Below are 16,755 nucleotides of genomic sequence, written 5' to 3'. Positions count from 1 at the left end.
TAGGGGTGAGGATTTCTGATGAAAAGAGATAAGTATATTTATATAGGACTAGATTTACATAAGTTTCAACATACAGCGGTGATAGTGGATTGTTGGTTTGAGAAGTTGGGTGAGATGACTTTTCAAAATAAACCATCTATTTTTCCTAGTTTATTAGAATATGTGAATAGATTTCTAACAGAAGGGTTGACCCCTGTATTTGGATTAGAAGATGTGGGCGGTTACGGAAGAGATTTAGCGTTATACCTTTTAGAGCAAGGGTATATTGTGAAGTTTGTTAATTCCTCTTTATCCAATGCAGAACGAAACAGCTATGCGATGACACAAAAACATGATAGTTGGGACGCTCAATGTGTGGCAAGGGTTTTAATACGTGACCTACCTTATTTGCCTGAAGCTACACCATCCGATATTCATTGGATAATCTCTCAATTGGTTGGAAGAAGAAATACGATAGTGAAAGCACAAACAGCCTTGAAAAACCAACTGCATATGCAATTAAACTATCATTTTCCAAGCTACAAGGAGTTCTTTTCAGAAGTGGATGGCAAAACTGCATTAGCTTTTTGGGAGAGTTACCCTTCACCTTCTCATTTGGATGGGAAAACAGTAGAGGACTTACGAAAGTTTCTATTAGAAGCGAGTAGCAAAGCTTGTTCAACTAAAAAAGCAGAACTAATATTATCTTTAGTCCAAGATGATGGAGAAGTAAAACGAGAATATCAGACATCTAGAGATTTTATCATTCAAAGCATGGTCAGAGATATAAGCCCTTCTTTGCATTATGAGAAGATTAGTCAGAATAATCTATGGTATGATGAAAAATAAAACGGCTTACATCATGCCAGAGCAACTTGTAACAATAGCTAGTTAATCAATTTGGGTGGTGGTTGAATAGACTGCCACCTTTCATAAAGTATATTTTTCGATATTCCTAAGGGTACGGGTAAGCCTAAAAAAGAAAAACCAAAACAAGTTCATCACTATGCGACAAATAAAAGTAAAACGTATACTCACCAGTTAGAAAATGTGAAAAAAAAGTATGGTTTGGAATTAGATGACGCTTGGAATAAAGAATTATTGCCACCTCAAGGTAGAGATCCGAACGCATATCATGAGTATGTGTTAGACAGGATAAATGAATATGATGCTATTGCGCGTGGGAATAAAGAAATTTTTTTAGAGCTATTTGAAGGTTTAAAGAAAGAAGTCAGGGAAAATCCAGATATGCTTTACAAAGAGTATTGGTTAAATTAAAAATAGGTAGGGAATACAGATGAAATTTTATAAGCTAAGCATAGAAGTTTCAGGTGAAAATGATATAGTTTGTCTTTATAAGGATGATTTAAGTATTCAACAATATGAATTTAAAACTGGACAGACTTTTAATAGATGGGATGGAAGTTTTAAATTTTACTATGATAAAAGTGAGGGAGAAGTGCCTACAGACTATCTTGCAAATGATATGGGATGGTCTGTGGTATCTAGAAGATTGAAAACTATTATGGAGACCTTAAATACAAAAATTGAGTACTTTCCAGTTGACATTGTTGAGTTGAAAAGTGGAGATAGTTTAGAAGGGTATTATATTGCTAATATTCTTAAAGTGGTCGATGCAATTTGTTTAGAAGAATCAGACTACCATGAAATACAGACTAAAAGTGTTGGGACAATATATAATGTACGAAAATATGCAATTTATGAGAGTAAAGTAGAAAATAGTGATATTTTTAAATTGGGAAATAGACAGGAAATTCCTATTTTTGTTTCAGAAATATTTAAAAAAGAAATTGAAAATAATGAATTAACGGGTATGGAATTTTACGAAATTAAAGCTATCTAAATTTTAGAATAAGAATTTTTTACTAGAATATATTCGAAAATAAAGACTCCATGAAGGTAATACCATCATGGAGTTTTATTTATATAGGAATGATAAGAGAAAAGTACAAGAAATGGTCGATTTGACATTTCACATGTTGGTGGTAACGATACGGATACATAAAGATAGTGAATAATAGCATTATGAGCTTTGTCATTGCCTTAAGTTTGTAGGTTTTGCAAGTAAGATTTTTGAGTGAGACAATAAGAATTTGTTTTGTTTGAGAATCGAAAGCTCATGATGGTTATACCATCAAGGAGTTTTATTTTAATACTGGCTAGGAAGAAAAGTATGAGTTGGGCGAGACGACATTTTACATGGCGGGGGTAGCTATGACATGTAATGGCTAAAAAACTAACGAGAATGACAAATCTCGTGGCGATAACAATAAGATTACGTGAAAGAGAGTTCTTATATTGCTTGGGCTTAAAATTTTGGGGTTGTATTTTTACTAGAGACGGTCGTGCTAAAAAGTTGATATTATCAAATATTTTAAAAGCGGTGAAATAAAATTAAAGCACTTGATTGTCTACTATTGGGCTTTCTTGTTTCGCACTCTCCCTAACTTTAATGCAATTTCTAATCTTTGATATTGGTCTAATAACATTTTCCTATTCTAGAAGGAGACATTTACCCAAGGAATAAATAATATTTAGAAGGTGATTATTATATGTGGAGAGAGCAAGTTAGTCAGATTTCCAAAATGAGAGAGAAACGAAATCGAGAACTCAATTTACCTGCCAATGAAAACGAGTTATCAGAATTTCGTAAATCTGTAGTAGAAAAATTTGGTGAAGAAGTACTGCCTCAGGAATACTATGAATTTTTACAAAGAGTGAGTGGAATTGAATTTAATGGACTTAAAATCTATGGGATTGACCAAAAGTTTGAATCTGCTTTTTCTGAAGCACTTAGTTAAAATATACAATCCGGCGGCAGCTTTTAACAACAGCACCTTTGACAAAAAATCAAACAAAAGGTTTCCCAGAATTACAGGTGAGGGAAATGTAGTAGGTAAAGGTAAAGGAAGGTTTGAAGGTGGTACACAAATACCTCCTACAAAAGTAGAGATTATTAGACCAGAATAGCGAGGCGAGAGATATGTCAATATTAGAAACTGATAAAATTGATGCTATGGGTATAAGCAAGGATGGGAAAGGCTTGAGATTAATGCTTTCAGACCATTTAGATTGGGAAAATGAAGCAGAGCATTTAAACTTATTGCAAGATAAAATTAATGCGTATCTAAGTTTTATAGAATCAAATCAGTACGCACAGACCTATCCAGATGAATCGTTTGAATATTACATTATTGATGTAGGGTTTAAATATGAAGCAAGTGAGAACTGTTTAAAATTTGTTCAAGTTATTAATAAACAATTGAGAGAATACAATATCCAAGTGGTTATAAGTAAGAATTGAATCGGAAAGAGATTGATAGAATATGAGCAAAAATCAAAAAGACCGAGAAATAGAAAAAATGATAATGACCAACATAAAGCAAGAGGCGAAAAAACAAAAATTCAAGGTGATATCCAACTGTATTTATAAGGTTGTGGGTGAATATTTTGTTAATGCTGTATTCTGGCCTCAATGCAACGAAGACAAATGGACTTTATTTCTCAGAATGAATATTAAATCTTATAACTATGACAATTTATTTTGGGAAATCTTTGAAATGCCTGAGAACATAAATGCAAAAGAAAGTTTGAGAGCAAATGGGGCATTTGCATGTCCTTCATATCAATGGATTGAAAAAACATATGAAATAAGTACATTAGAATCGATGCAGATAGATATTGCAAATGCAATTTAATGATTTTCAGTATGAAGTAAATAAATTAATTGAATTGATTAAATTGGAGTTTGGTGATTTCAATTCCACTATATTATTTCAGAAAAATATTATTGATGAGAATTTATTAAAAATGATAGCAAGTATATCTAAAGATGATTAATCTGTTGTAAAGGAGAACTATGCAGCTTTTGATACCAAGGAGAAATTTAATGAGATGGATGACAAGGGAGATCCTATAAAGTTGAGCAACTAAACGCTTGCATTCAAAAATACAAAGCTGCAAAAGTGGATACTATAATGCTCCATTACCAGGTGGTTTTAGTAAATAGAGGAGGAAAGTGAATGTATGAAAAAGTAGATGCAGTATTATCTGAAAATAGCGCAGATAATTATTTTTATGACGATGAATTTATGTATGTGCAAGAATTGATGAGTGAGTTTACTAATATTGATTGGGAGAATTTAATTCGAGGATTAAAAGATAAAGATGATAAATATAAAATTAGATTGGCCTACTGTATAGATGAAGATAACGGAGTATATGGATTTAATTTATTATTAGACTTACTTAATGAGAGTGATGAAGTGGCTGAATATGCAATAGATTCTTTACGTTCTTTTGATGGAGAAGAGTATAAAAAAATAATTGCTTCTAATAAGCAAATAAAGGACAAAGTAGAGAAATTATTAAAAACTGCTAGTTTACCTATTGAAAGGATTTTAGAAGCATTTTCACAACAAAACAAATTATAAAAAAATCTTGTGAAAGCTAAAATATTGAAAAATTAGATGATTATTTAGTGAAATTAATTGATAAGCATTATGAAAAAATAGACTTAGGTGACTAGTATATGAGTCAATAAATCTTAAGACTATTCTTAAATATAATGTATGTGGATGTAGATACTAAGGGTACGGAAAAAGTTGTAAAAGAGTATGATGTAATTTCTTATCGTCCTGCAAATGGAAAGCACGGTCTCGAAAATCATCATGGAGTAATGAATGAGTGGGCAAAGCAAAATATTCCAGGATATAAAGAAAAAGTTGGTAAGTCACCTACAGTTGCTCTCACAGATAGGAATAATGGTGGGATGCACGAAGCAACTAAAAAGGTCTATAGAAAATGGCTACGGGAGAGAACAGGTAGACCTGTAGGAGCGAAAGTTGATTGGAAAAATGTTAGTCCTAAAGAGATACAAAAATTATCAGAAGATATGTTTGATGCTGCAAAGGTTCCGGAATTAACTAGGAGAGAATATTACAGACAAATAAATAAATATTTATATACACTAGACTAATAATAAGGAGGCTATTATGAGCATAAAAGAGATTCTTCAAAAAATAAATGAAACAGAATACTGTAAAGTTTACCCACCTCAAGGACTTCCAGAAAATATTGAACAGGGTGACGTTCTTCCGAAAGATTTACTTGAATTTTATACGATTTGTGGAGGAGTGGAGTTGTTTACTAATGTAGATTTTGGCGTTTCTATCGTTCCTTCTGATAAATTCGTGCTGGCAAACCCTATAATTGTGGGGGAAAAATGCGAATGTGATATTTCCTCACATTGGTATATTTTCGGTGACCTAGGTAGTGGTAATTATTTATCGATTGATTTACATCCTGACAGGTTAGGAAAATGCTATGATAGTCACTGGGATTCCCATGGTGTAGTAGGTAGTAGTACAGTTGTAGCAATTTCATTTACTGATTTATTAAATAGAATATTAGTAAGTAAAGGCGAAGGTGAGAGTTGGTATTGGTATAGTGATGATTTTGATTCACTAGGAGATGCTTATGACGGAATTGAAATAGAGTAGAAATTTTACTTGTTACCTTGTTTGGCTCAAAGCTTTTCAAGGTTTTTTATTTTAAATTATATTAAATCAGCTGATATTGCTTCTAGGAAATAGAGGCTAAAGGAGAAATTAAGATGGATAAGAAACAACTTGCTAAAGATATTAGAAGTGCCATAAAAAGTGGTAAATTGGATACTTTGAGAGATTTACTTGAGAAAGAACCAGAAATGTTAACATGGATGACACCTGTTGGTACATGGTTACATGTAGCGGCAGCACATGGGCATTTAGAAATAGTAGGATATCTTATTAATGCTGGAATAGATATTAATGCAAAAGGTGGAACTTTTTCTACAAATGCTCTTGAAAGAGCTACTGCTAAAGGACATTTAGATATTGCTGATTATCTAATTAGAGAGAATGTGGAGATTGATATTAGTGAACCCGATAGAAATCCTCTGTTTGCTGCAATATATGGAGGACATATGGATATTGTTAAATTATTAGTTGAGAATAATATAAATATATTTATAAAATACACTGGAGAAACCATGAAAGATATGGATGCCTATGCATTTGCCGTAGAAAGAGGACAAAAAGAAATTGCTGATTATCTAAAGCAGAAGATGACAGAAAAAGAATAAAAAATTTATATAGACGGGTAGCCTTAGAATTTTAAGATTAATAGGCTCAGTAGTATAGAGATGATATTAAAAATTTAATCATAAATAAAGCACTTGATTGCCTTATAGGTAACAGGTGTTTTTTTTATGAAACAATTATACTTTGTATAACATGAATATAGTCTAAGTAACGACAAGAAGAAAATAATTGTTTGAGAATCCAGAGATCATGGTGGTTGTACCATCATGGAGTATCGTTTTAATACTAATGGCAGTATTAATCAAGATATTCAGAACGCGCATGCTACAATAAGGAAAAATGAGATGGATGATCCTAGAAAGCAGCAACCAAACGTTTCGATCCAAAAATTCAAAGACAATTAACACGCCGTCTGCAAAAGTGGATACTGCCCCAACAAACAAAGGTATCGATGGTAATGTTAATGAAGATATAATGAATCCCAGTCGCCACCTTGTTTGTACTTAATGTAGAGAAAGATTTTTAATTAGATGTAATTATCCCCAGCTTACGCATCCTCAACCTCTATCAAATAGACTCCATCATTGAAGCCCCCTCGCTTTTCTTTTTTAGCTATGCGAATTTGTTCAAGCTCTTCATATGTAGCTTCAAGAATGGGAAGTGCTGCGTGTATTAATTCTAGAATGTCAGCAAGCTCCTCGAGGGCATCCTTTCTATTATCCGTAGCTTCAAATTCTTTCATTTCTTCATAAAATTTATTTTTAACTTCGGTTAGATGCTCTGATTTATCTAAAATACGAGTAGAAAACCTCCTTCCAGAATTCTCAATTACTTGCGGAATTAGGTCTCGTACTAGCTTATTGTATACTGGCATTTAAATTCCTCCTGTCATTATTCCTTTCATTAAAGCGGCTAAGAGTCAGGATAACTAATATTAGTTTTATGTATCCTGACAATACAGGAAATTGTTAAGTTGTCTCTGTTTACTTCTATCTATTCAACTTAAATGTTCAGTTTGTTGGTTGATGGTCCTTGCCCCTTCTTTTAGGGCTGGCAGATAGACGTCAGCAATTTGTTGTTCAGAGCTTCGTAATAAGTTGGTAGAGATGTTGATGGCTGCTATTGGTAATCCCCTGCGATTGAAAATGGGCATTGCTATGGAACGTAGTCCAACCTCTAGTTCGCCATTGCCTTCAGCATAGCCCTGGGAACGGCAAATGGCCAAATGGGCTTCAAATTCTTTATAGGATGTTATGGTTTTTTCCGTAAAGGCCTCTATCGTTGCAGAGTCCCATGTTTTTTTCCTTTCGCTCTCTGGAAGCCAAGCAACAAGTGCTTTTCCTAGGGAGCTTGCAAAATAGGGAAGTCTAGATCCAATGCGCAAATTTGATCCAATGATTCGTTCGGCGGCATTGACACGTAGTACATAGACAACCTCTGGTCCATCAAGCACTGCCATATTGGTTGACTCCTTCACATTTTTAGCAATGTCCTGAAGGATTGGTAGTGATAGGTCAGGCAGGCTTAGAGTCTCTAAGTAATTTGATCCTAGATCTAATACTTTAGGGCTTAACTGAAATTTATTCTCTGGTAATAATCGAAGATAGCCCAAATCGACTAAAGTGAGGGCAAACCTTCTGACTGTAGCCTTGTTGATACCTGTTTTTTCTTCCAAATCACGAAGGGACATTGTACTAGCATTGGAGGTAAAGGCATTTAACACCTCAAACCCTTTGGCAACGGAATTTACAAAGTAACCATTATTATTTTTTTCCAAAAAAATCTTCTCCTCTATATATGAAACCTTACGATTATTTTACAATATTATCCTTAAATATTCTAAATATTTTATATTATTCTTGAAAAATAAAAAATTAATATATATAATTATAGAACACATAACGTATTACTGTACGGATAGTGTACAACTTAATGAGAAGTATGGCAATGATGTCTATATTTTTTATACATAAATGTAAGGGTTTTCAGGGTTTCTACAAAGGAGGATTTATCAACATGAATAAGATTGTGACTGCTGAGAAAGCAATCTCTTCTATTAAAAATGGGGATATCGTTGCAGTGGGAGGCTTTGGCTTAATAGGCTGTCCGCTTCAGCTTGTGGATACACTAGCTGAGCATGAGGTTTCTGATTTAACAATTATTAGCAATAATTTGGGAGAACCAGGTGGTAAGGGCTTAGGCAAAATATTAATGCAAAACAAAATAAAAAAAGCAATCGGCTCTTATTTTACAAGCAATAGGGATGCTGTCCAATATGCAAAGGATGGAAAACTTGAAGTAGAGCTTGTACCTCAGGGGACGCTTGGAGAGAGGCTTAGAGCTGCTGGAGCAGGGCTTGGTGGTTTTTACACTCGTACATCAGCTGGTACATTGCTCGCAGAGAACAAGGAATCACGAGTAATAGATGGTAAGGAATATGTATTGGAGTTTCCTCTTCAGGCGGATGTGGCCCTTATTAAAGCTAAAAAGGCCGATAAGCTAGGCAATTTAGTTTTTTCAAAGACTGCTAGAAACTTTAATCCTGATATGGCGATGGCTGCCAAAATCACTATTGTGCAAGTAGAAGAGTTAGTGGAGGTAGGGCAACTAGATCCTGAGCATATCATCACTCCACATTTATTTGTCAATTATATTGTGGAGGAGGGGAAGTGAAAAAATGGAAACTATAAGTAGTAAAGCAAAAATCGCGAAAAGAGCCGCGGAAGAAATAAAAAACGGTTCCATTGTGAATCTTGGAATAGGTATCCCGACGTTAGTAGCGGATTATTTAGACACAGGCAAAGAAGTTTATTTACATACGGAAAATGGATTGCTAGGCGTTGGTCCATCTCCGAGCGAGAAACAGTTAGATCTCGAAATTATTAATGCGGGTAAGCTACCAGTTACCGCTCAACTAGGCGCTTCCTATTTTTCTTCCTCCGAATCCTTTGCCATGATTCGTGGAGGGCATGTGAATACGGTCATTCTAGGAGCATTGCAGATTAGTGAAACAGGGGATTTAGCAAACTGGGCAGTTCCTGGAAAGGATATTTTAGGAGTAGGTGGGGCTATGGATTTAGTAGCTGGTGCAAAGGAAGTCATTATAACGACTCAGCATTGCTCCAAGGATGGCGAGCCGAAAATCGTTAGTGAATGTACCTACCCAGTAACAGCAAAGAATATCGTAAGTACACTTATTTCGGAGTATGCCGTGTTTCGTTTTGTAGAAAACAAAATGGTTCTGGAGGAACTAGCAGACGGCTGGACAGTAGAGAAGCTAAAAGAAATTACACCTGCGAAATTTATTGTGTCTCCAACATTATCAATTTATTAATAGAAGAAACTACAAGGGGGATTAGAATATGGAGCATGAATTTGTGATTGTTAGTGCCAATCGAACAGCGGTAGGCAGATTTGGTGGGCAGCTAAGAAACGTTCCGGCTGCTGATCTTGCTGCTACCGTGATGAAAGAAGCAATTACCCAAGCAGGATTGACAGTCGAACAAGTTAATGAAGTAGTGTTCGGTGAAGTAAGGCAATCGACGGAAGCCTCCAATTTGGCTAGAGTCGCGGCTCTGAAAGCAGGAATTCCAATCGAGTCATCTGGTTATACAGTAAATCGCCTTTGTGCATCAGGTATGCAATCGGTTATATCCGGTGTTCAGCATCTCGCTTTCCATTCTCAAGATATTGTTCTAGCAGGTGGAGCAGAGAATATGAGTAGAGCACCTTTGTATTTACGAAATTCTCGTTTTGGAGAAGGAAATCCATATATCGTAGATTCCAATTTAGAAAATGGTCAACAACCGATGGAGATGTATGGTAAGGATTTAGGAATGGGTATGACAGCAGAAAATGTAGCTGAAAAATATGACATATCTCGCGAAGATCAGGATGCATTTGCTTTGGAAAGTCAAAAACGAGCGAAGCAAGCCTGGGAGGAAGGCCGTTTTGACTCTCAAATCGTTCCAATTGAAATAAAGTCTAAAAAAGAAACTAGTGTGTTTGCAAGAGATGAGCATATGCGTGACACCTCATTAGAAAAATTAGCAAGTTTAAAGCCGGTGTTTAAAAAGGACGGAACAGTAACTGCTGGAAACGCATGCGGAAGAAATGATGGGGCAAGTGCGATTATCCTTATGACTGCAGAGAAAGCAAACATACTAGGCTTAAAACCGTTGGCGAAAGTAAAAAGTTGGTCCACAACTGGAGTAGACCCCCGTTATATGGGGATTGGTCCAGTCCCAGCAATTGAAAAACTTCTAAAACAAACAGACTTGAAGGTACAGGATATTGGACTATGGGAGCTAAATGAAGCATTTGCCTCTCAGTCACTTGCAGTTATCAGACAAGTGGGGATTCCAATAAGTAAGGTAAATGTTAATGGAGGGGCTATTGCTTTAGGACACCCCCTAGGTGCTACGGGTGCAATTATTCTTACGAAGCTATTACATGAAATGAAGCATAGAAATGAACAATTTGGAATCTCAACGCTATGCGTTGGAGGTGGCCAGGGGATGGCTGTACTTCTGGAGAATATGTAAAAATACATAAAACAAAGGATGATATGATGAGTAAAGAGGTAAATCAATATTTAATTCCACCTGCTACATTTGGTGAGAAGCTGAAGCAGGTTGGTCCAGGAATCGTCGTGGCGGCAACCGGTGCTGGAACGGCCGACTTAATAACATCGCTTGTAATAGGTACATCTTTTGGAATGACTTTTGTATGGGCAGTAATTGTTGGTGCCATTTTAAAATACTTCTTGAACGAGGGAGTAGGGAGACTGTATTTAGAAACCGGTCAAACGATTGTGGATGGCTGGCATTCTCTCGGTAAATGGGCAACTGGTTACTTTGGTGTTTATGCAATTATATGGGGCTTTGTATATGGTGCGGCAGCTGCTTCCACATCAGGGATGGCGATGCATGCCATGTTCCCAATTATGCCAATTTGGGCTTGGGCTATCATCCACTCAATCGTAGGTTTTATATTAATATGGGTTGGTCGCTATCTTCTGTTTGAAAAAGTAATGACTGTTTTAGTTGGAGTCATGTTTATCACGATTATCGGTACAGCAGTAATGTTCTTACCAAGCTTTGGTGATTTCGCGTTTGGATTTGTACCCCGTATTCCAGAAGGTTCATTTATTCTTATGCTTGGTTTAATCGGTGGAGTAGGTGGGACAATAACAATGGCCTCCTACGGATATTGGTTGACTGAGAAAGGGTGGAAGGGTAAGGAATGGGTTAGTGCCATGCGTCTGGATGCCAAAGTCGCATATACTCTAACAGCTCTTTTTACACTAGCTGGTTTAGTCATAGGGGCACAGTTCCTAGCAGGTACGGGAGTGAGTATTCGAGATGATGAAGGACTGGTTAAGCTAGCTGACATGCTAGGAGCTGAATTTGGAACACCTATGCGCTGGATGTTCTTAGTGGCCTTCTGGTCTGCAGCATACACTTCTCTACTAGGTGTTTGGAATGGCGTTCCTTATCTGTTCGCAGATTTCATGAAAACCATTCGTAAAAAGAAAGGCCCTGGAAAAGAGAAGGTTTCTACAAAGGAACCAGCTTATCGCTTCTATTTAGCATGGCTGACATTCCCTCCAATGGTTCTGTTTTATTTCGGAAAACCAGTAGAACTAATCATTATTTATGGAGCGTTAGGATCTCTATTCATGCCATTTTTAGCCCTTTCTTTAGTATTGCTTCTTAATGCTAAGAATTTAGAATCACGTAACAAATTAGTGTCCAATACCGTACTAATAGGATGTCTCATTATGTTTGGTTATTTGGGAATAAGTGAATTGGTTAAAATATTGTTTGGTTAATATAGGAGCCATCACGTTTGTTAACGTGATGGTTTTATTTTTTATACGATTTTTATTGTTATAGCTATAGCAACAGGCGACTACTTCAACGGAAAACAGCTATTTTAAAAATGACACTTAAAGGGTACCTGCGCCTTTCGCTATAGATAAAGTTGCATGTTGCCTATACAAAAGTGGGCTTTCTCCATACTTCCCCTTAAACAGTTTTGAAAAGTAGTTGGCGTCATTAAAGCCGGTCTTTGATGCAATTTCATGGATGGTTAGATTGGTTTCCTGAAGCAGCTGCTTTGCATGAGTAAGACGTTTTTGGTTAAGGTATTGCTTGAATGTCATCTCTTTTGTTTGTGAAAAGAGCATGCTTAAATAGCTTTGGCTGATCCCTATAAAACTAGCTAGTACCTCTAAATTTAACTTAGGATCCGTATAGGAATAATCGATAAAGTCTATAGCGGCATTTACATAGTCGAACTGGCCTTTTTCTTTTTGTTTTATCGATTGGTTCATGGTGTCCTGACAGAATAGGACGAATTCCTGAATAATCGTGTAAAGGACCGGATGATTCAGGATGATATCGAAGAGTCGGTTGTATCGCAATTCTAAATCTAATCGCTTTTCCATTTGGTATTTCAGCATGAACCTCCTTACCTGAGCAAGTATGCTAGTAAGCTGAATGCGGATGGTGTCCGGCTGATAGTAGATCTCATTGGCTGTGATGCTATATAAAAACCTCTTGATAGTTTGAACATCGTTTTGTTCAAGACTTGTTATCCACAGTCGTTGTTGCTCTATAGTTAAAAAAGGATCTAAACTATGAAATTTAGGAAGCTTGCTGACAAGAAAAACTTGTCCGAAGCCATGCTGAAAACGTAGCTTTAGAGTTTCTTTTATAGCTTGATACATTTCCTTAATGGATTTTCTCGGTAAATCATAGATCGCGATATTTAAGTTTGCGTTATGTGTGCTTGTCCATTCTCTAATAATTGCTTTTGCTCTTTTAGTAAGCCCCTCCAGGGAATCATCCGTTGAAAATGCCACAATGCGCTTAGAAAGGGGTAAAAGAGTCAGATGATTTAAAGATTCTAGCCAATGAAATAGCTGCTCGTTTTGCTCCAAAAACTCTGTTTCTAACATGAGACAGAATGTAAATTCATTATTTACTACCTGATGCTTCTCTAAAAATAAAGAAGGATAAATAGAATGATCGCCAACTAAGGGGAGAACCTCTCTTTGAACATTTATTTTCTGTCTTATTGCATGAGTTATATATTGCTTTAGCATGTTTAAATCGAGGGGTTTAACGAGTAGGGTGAGTGCTCGTAGAGATAGAGCATTTAATGCGTGCTTAAAAAGAGGCTCTGCCGTCATACCAATGATGTGCTGAGAATTTAGCAATAAAGCCTTACTCAATCGATTTGACTCCTCCTGAGTAAGTAGTTCCATCTCCAATAAAATAACCTCTGGGTTCTCTGCTTCGATCTGTTGAACCGCCTCATTAATGTTTCCCGCCTCTAAAATAGTCGTAATATTTAACTGATATCGCTTGATATACCACTGAATTCCATTTCTTTCTGTTTGATCTCGGTCAATTATTAAGAGCTTCACTCAATTACACCTCATTTTTTACGATAGTTATCTAGCTTTAAATCTTTATCCCGTTAGGAATTTCTTATGATTTTATTCATTCTGTCAAAAAATCATAAATTATTCCTTCTCTTTCTTAATAAAATTCCATCTTATCTAAAGAAATTCCTTTATTTTATAACAATATTACATATATTTAATCTTTTCTGAATTTTATAATTGATTGAAAAAGGAGTGGTGGGTTTGGTAAATATCCCGAATAAAGGGCTCATTCAAGAGGGTAAGACCGAGATGCTTTCTGTCTTCAAGTTTGTTATTTGCAGTTTAATAGGAATCTTTAGCTTCTTTGTTACCTTTACGTATAACGAGAAATCTTCTATTCTACTTGATCATCTTGTAACGTGGCTATCAGTGAATGCACCTACTTTTGTAACAATCTATATAGTAATCATGCTTGTATGTGGAGCTGTATATCCATTTGTCACTAAAACATGGAATAAGGATAAGGTCAGTATTATTATGTCCTTATTTAAATTGGTTGGTCTGGGAGTAGGGATATTGTTGTTGGTAGGTGTCGGACCTGCTTGGCTATTTGACCCAAATGTCGGACCATTTTTAATGGATAAGCTGATTAAGCCAGTTGGTGTTTTAATTCCGATAGGAGCTATCTTCTTAGCATTGCTAGTCAGCTATGGCTTACTTGAATTTATAGGTGTGTTCATGCAACCAATTATGCGACCGGTTTTTAGAACTCCCGGACGTTCTGCAGTAGATGCAGTTGCTTCCTTTGTAGGAAGTTATTCTGTTGGTTTATTGCTGACTAATCGCGTGTTTAACCAAGGGAAGTACACAATCAGAGAAGCTGCAATTATTGCAACAGGCTTCTCCACTGTTTCTGTTACATTTATGGTCGTAATTGCAAATACATTGGACTTAATGGCTTATTGGAGCTGGTTCTTCTGGGTTTCACTAGTCGTAACATTTTTAGTGACAGCTATTACGGCACGTATTTGGCCTTTAGCAAAACTGAAGGATGAGTACATCGTAGAGGAAGGAGACCCTGAGGTTATTGTTAACGAAAATCGACTGCAGATAGCTTGGTCAGAGGCGATGCAGGCAGTGCGAACAAATCCGCCGTTGTGGAAAAACCTTTTGCAGCATTTAAAGGAAGGCTTAATAATGACGATGGGTGTTCTGCCATCCATTCTTTCTATTGGACTTTTAGGGTTGCTGCTTGCTATGTATACCCCGGTGTTTGATTGGATTGCGTATATTTTCCTACCATTTACTTGGGCTTTGCAAATTCCAGATCCATTACTTACTGCAAAAGCATTATCTGTATCTATTGCAGAGATATTCCTTCCTGCCTTATTAGTGACCTCTGCTACTACTTTGACGAAATTTATCGTAGCTGTCGTATCGGTATCGGCGATTTTATTTTTCTCGGCTGTTATTCCAGTCATTCTCTCTACCGACATTCCGCTAACAATTCGTCAGATGGTCGTTATTTGGTTCCAACGGGTTGTACTTACTTTAATTATTGTTACACCAATCGCATTTATATTATTTTAAAGGGAGTGTTATTTTATGAAAAATGTATTACAAAATATAAAGGCACCAACAGGAAGTCAGCTATCATGCAAAGGATGGACACAAGAGGCTGCTATGAGGATGCTCATGAATAATTTGGATCCAGAGGTGGCAGAAAATCCAGATGAGCTAGTTGTGTATGGAGGAATTGGTAAGGCAGCACGAAACTGGGCGAGCTATGAACAAATAATTGAATCCTTGAAAAAGCTAGAAAACGATGAAACCCTACTCATTCAATCTGGTAAGCCAGTAGCAGTGTTTCGTACCTATGAGCATTCTCCACGTGTACTAATTGCAAACTCTAATTTGGTGCCAGCTTGGGCAAACTGGGAGCATTTTTACGAGCTAGAGGATAAGGATTTGATGATGTATGGTCAGATGACTGCAGGGAGTTGGATTTATATCGGTGCTCAAGGAATTTTACAGGGAACATATTTGAGCTTCGTGGAGGCCGGTAAAAAGGTGTTTGGCAGTTCAGATCTCCGTGGAAAATTAATCCTAACAGGTGGTATGGGAGGTATGAGTGGTGCTCAGCCACTTGCTGGTAAGATGGCAGGTGCAGTCATTCTTGTAGTAGAAGTAGACAAGAAAAGAATTGAACGAAAAATAAAAGAAGGCTATTGCGATTACTTAGTAGAAGATTTAGATGATGCCCTGAGAATGGCGAAGGAATTACAGGAAAAGAAAGAGCCAGCATCCATCGGGCTAGTAGGAAATTGTGCAGATGTATACAGAGAAATCTATGAACGTGGTATTGTTCCTGATCTAGTGACAGACCAAACAAGCGCACATGATCCGTTAAACGGATATATTCCAAACCATATGTCATTAGAGGAGGCACTAAAGCTTCGCAAGGTTGATCCAAAAGCATATGAACAAAAGGCGAAAAAGGCAATGGCTGACCATGTGCAGGCAATGCTGGATTTTCAAACAGCGGGGTCTGAGGTGTTTGATTATGGCAACAACATAAGAAAGTACGCACAGGAAATGGGAGTGGCGAATGCCTTTGACTTCCCAGGATTTGTACCAGCTTATATTAGACCATTGTTTTGTGAAGGGAAAGGTCCGTTCCGCTGGGCAGCTTTATCAGGGGATCCAGAGGATATCCTTAAGACAGATGCACTGGCAAAGGAAATGTTTGCAAACGATGAGGCGCTCGTGAACTGGATCGATATGGCTCAGAAGATGGTGAAGTGGCAGGGACTTCCTGCTCGAATCTGTTGGCTAGGCTATGGAGATCGTCACCGCTTTGCGCTTAAGGTCAATGAAATGGTCGCTTCAGGTGAACTTAAGGCTCCGATCGTTTTTGGACGTGACCACTTAGATTCAGGCTCTGTGGCATCCCCTAATCGGGAGACAGAGGGAATGAAGGACGGTTCTGATGCAGTGTCCGATTGGCCAATCTTAAATGCATTAGTGAATGTTGCTGGTGGAGCAAGCTGGGTAAGTGTACATCACGGTGGTGGCGTAGGAATGGGGTATTCACAGCATGCTGGTCAGGTGCTCGTAGCAGACGGCACGGATATGGCAGCAGAGAAGATTAGCCGTGTGCTAATATCTGATCCTGGTATGGGGGTTGCTCGCCATGCAGATGCAGGTTATGAGATTGCCATTAAAACTGCCCAGGAGAAGAATGTTCATATACCAATGCTAAACACAAAAGGATGA

General features: G+C 37.0%; 18 protein-coding genes and 2 pseudogenes. 16 read left to right on the top strand and 4 right to left on the bottom strand.

Annotation, left to right across the window (positions count from 1 at the left end):
* Nucleotides 1–18: 18 nt before the first annotated feature.
* The 3 genes from MKY94_RS17935 to MKY94_RS17925 all read left to right on the top strand — a co-directional run bounded on the left by MKY94_RS17935 (nucleotide 19) and on the right by MKY94_RS17925 (nucleotide 1,843).
* Nucleotides 19–828 (top strand): transposase, encoded by an 810-nt coding sequence (locus MKY94_RS17935; RefSeq protein ID WP_225216193.1) that lies wholly within the window; start codon nucleotides 19–21, stop codon nucleotides 826–828.
* A 90-nt stretch (nucleotides 829–918) separates the two neighbouring features.
* Entirely contained in the window at nucleotides 919–1,257 is a 339-nt protein-coding gene (locus tag MKY94_RS17930; RefSeq protein WP_222123084.1) for an AHH domain-containing protein, read from the top strand.
* A gap of 19 nt (nucleotides 1,258–1,276) precedes the next feature.
* Complete coding sequence (locus tag MKY94_RS17925; protein ID WP_342577545.1) at nucleotides 1,277–1,843, top strand: DUF1629 domain-containing protein; 567 nt, start codon at nucleotides 1,277–1,279, stop codon at nucleotides 1,841–1,843.
* Between the two features lie 574 nt (nucleotides 1,844–2,417).
* Here the strand turns inward: MKY94_RS17925 and MKY94_RS17920 are convergent.
* Nucleotides 2,418–2,489, bottom strand: a pseudogene (locus MKY94_RS17920) (resolvase); the annotation flags it as partial.
* Nucleotides 2,490–2,552: 63 nt separating this feature from the next.
* Between MKY94_RS17920 and MKY94_RS17915 the strand changes: the two are divergent.
* The 7 genes and pseudogenes from MKY94_RS17915 to MKY94_RS17885 form a co-directional block, all read left to right on the top strand.
* Nucleotides 2,553–2,765, top strand: a pseudogene (locus tag MKY94_RS17915) (YrhA family protein); the annotation flags it as partial.
* A 218-nt stretch (nucleotides 2,766–2,983) separates the two neighbouring features.
* On the top strand, nucleotides 2,984–3,304 hold the full coding sequence (locus MKY94_RS17910; protein ID WP_144541862.1) for a DUF6572 domain-containing protein: 321 nt from the start codon (nucleotides 2,984–2,986) through the stop codon (nucleotides 3,302–3,304).
* A 22-nt stretch (nucleotides 3,305–3,326) separates the two neighbouring features.
* Nucleotides 3,327–3,698 carry a hypothetical protein gene (locus MKY94_RS17905; protein ID WP_144541864.1) on the top strand — a complete coding sequence of 124 codons (372 nt, stop codon included), beginning with the start codon at nucleotides 3,327–3,329 and terminating at the stop codon, nucleotides 3,696–3,698.
* A 324-nt stretch (nucleotides 3,699–4,022) separates the two neighbouring features.
* On the top strand, nucleotides 4,023–4,433 hold the full coding sequence (locus tag MKY94_RS17900) for a hypothetical protein (protein ID WP_144541866.1): 411 nt from the start codon (nucleotides 4,023–4,025) through the stop codon (nucleotides 4,431–4,433).
* A 140-nt stretch (nucleotides 4,434–4,573) separates the two neighbouring features.
* The gene (locus MKY94_RS17895; RefSeq protein WP_342577544.1) at nucleotides 4,574–4,978 is read left to right on the top strand and encodes a sugar-binding protein; all 405 of its coding nucleotides are present in this window, start codon (nucleotides 4,574–4,576) and stop codon (nucleotides 4,976–4,978) included.
* A 16-nt stretch (nucleotides 4,979–4,994) separates the two neighbouring features.
* Nucleotides 4,995–5,501, top strand: a complete 507-nt coding sequence (locus MKY94_RS17890) for an SMI1/KNR4 family protein (protein WP_342577543.1) — start codon at nucleotides 4,995–4,997, stop codon at nucleotides 5,499–5,501.
* Between the two features lie 113 nt (nucleotides 5,502–5,614).
* Nucleotides 5,615–6,124: an ankyrin repeat domain-containing protein gene (locus MKY94_RS17885; RefSeq protein WP_342577542.1), complete on the top strand. Its 510-nt coding sequence runs from the start codon at nucleotides 5,615–5,617 to the stop codon at nucleotides 6,122–6,124.
* Nucleotides 6,125–6,630: 506 nt separating this feature from the next.
* Here MKY94_RS17885 and MKY94_RS17880 read toward each other — a convergent pair.
* Both MKY94_RS17880 and MKY94_RS17875 read right to left on the bottom strand, forming a co-directional pair.
* Nucleotides 6,631–6,957, bottom strand: coding sequence for a nucleoside triphosphate pyrophosphohydrolase (locus MKY94_RS17880; RefSeq protein WP_154312236.1), 327 nt, complete (start codon nucleotides 6,955–6,957; stop codon nucleotides 6,631–6,633).
* Nucleotides 6,958–7,080: 123 nt separating this feature from the next.
* Entirely contained in the window at nucleotides 7,081–7,860 is a 780-nt protein-coding gene (locus MKY94_RS17875; protein WP_154312237.1) for an IclR family transcriptional regulator C-terminal domain-containing protein, read from the bottom strand.
* A gap of 239 nt (nucleotides 7,861–8,099) precedes the next feature.
* Between MKY94_RS17875 and MKY94_RS17870 the strand changes: the two genes are divergently transcribed.
* Genes MKY94_RS17870 through MKY94_RS17855 form a run of 4 tightly spaced genes read left to right on the top strand, consistent with a single transcriptional unit; the run spans nucleotide 8,100 to nucleotide 11,916 of the window.
* Nucleotides 8,100–8,756 (top strand): CoA transferase subunit A, encoded by a 657-nt coding sequence (locus MKY94_RS17870; RefSeq protein WP_144541878.1) that lies wholly within the window; start codon nucleotides 8,100–8,102, stop codon nucleotides 8,754–8,756.
* 4 nt (nucleotides 8,757–8,760) lie between these two features.
* On the top strand, nucleotides 8,761–9,417 hold the full coding sequence (locus tag MKY94_RS17865; protein ID WP_151112566.1) for a 3-oxoacid CoA-transferase subunit B: 657 nt from the start codon (nucleotides 8,761–8,763) through the stop codon (nucleotides 9,415–9,417).
* A 28-nt stretch (nucleotides 9,418–9,445) separates the two neighbouring features.
* Nucleotides 9,446–10,627 carry a thiolase family protein gene (locus tag MKY94_RS17860; RefSeq protein WP_154312238.1) on the top strand — a complete coding sequence of 394 codons (1,182 nt, stop codon included), beginning with the start codon at nucleotides 9,446–9,448 and terminating at the stop codon, nucleotides 10,625–10,627.
* Complete coding sequence (locus tag MKY94_RS17855) at nucleotides 10,579–11,916, top strand: Nramp family divalent metal transporter (protein ID WP_229654001.1); 1,338 nt, start codon at nucleotides 10,579–10,581, stop codon at nucleotides 11,914–11,916. Before MKY94_RS17860 ends, MKY94_RS17855 begins: the two co-directional genes overlap by 49 nt.
* A gap of 117 nt (nucleotides 11,917–12,033) precedes the next feature.
* Here the strand turns inward: MKY94_RS17855 and MKY94_RS17850 are convergent, their stop codons facing one another.
* Nucleotides 12,034–13,518 carry a helix-turn-helix domain-containing protein gene (locus MKY94_RS17850; RefSeq protein WP_342577541.1) on the bottom strand — a complete coding sequence of 495 codons (1,485 nt, stop codon included), beginning with the start codon at nucleotides 13,516–13,518 and terminating at the stop codon, nucleotides 12,034–12,036.
* Between the two features lie 270 nt (nucleotides 13,519–13,788).
* Here MKY94_RS17850 and MKY94_RS17845 point away from each other — a divergent pair, with 270 nt between their 5' ends.
* Both MKY94_RS17845 and hutU read left to right on the top strand, forming a co-directional pair.
* On the top strand, nucleotides 13,789–15,069 hold the full coding sequence (locus tag MKY94_RS17845) for a YjiH family protein (protein WP_342578699.1): 1,281 nt from the start codon (nucleotides 13,789–13,791) through the stop codon (nucleotides 15,067–15,069).
* Nucleotides 15,070–15,084: 15 nt separating this feature from the next.
* Nucleotides 15,085–16,755, top strand: a complete 1,671-nt coding sequence (gene hutU / locus MKY94_RS17840; RefSeq protein ID WP_342577540.1) for a urocanate hydratase — start codon at nucleotides 15,085–15,087, stop codon at nucleotides 16,753–16,755.

Source organism: Psychrobacillus sp. FSL K6-2843, from assembly GCF_038626375.1.
GTDB classification, from domain to species: domain Bacteria; phylum Bacillota; class Bacilli; order Bacillales_A; family Planococcaceae; genus Psychrobacillus; species Psychrobacillus faecigallinarum.
The sequence above is the reverse complement of the archived record's forward strand: the minus strand, read 5'-3'. Positions and strand labels throughout refer to the sequence as shown.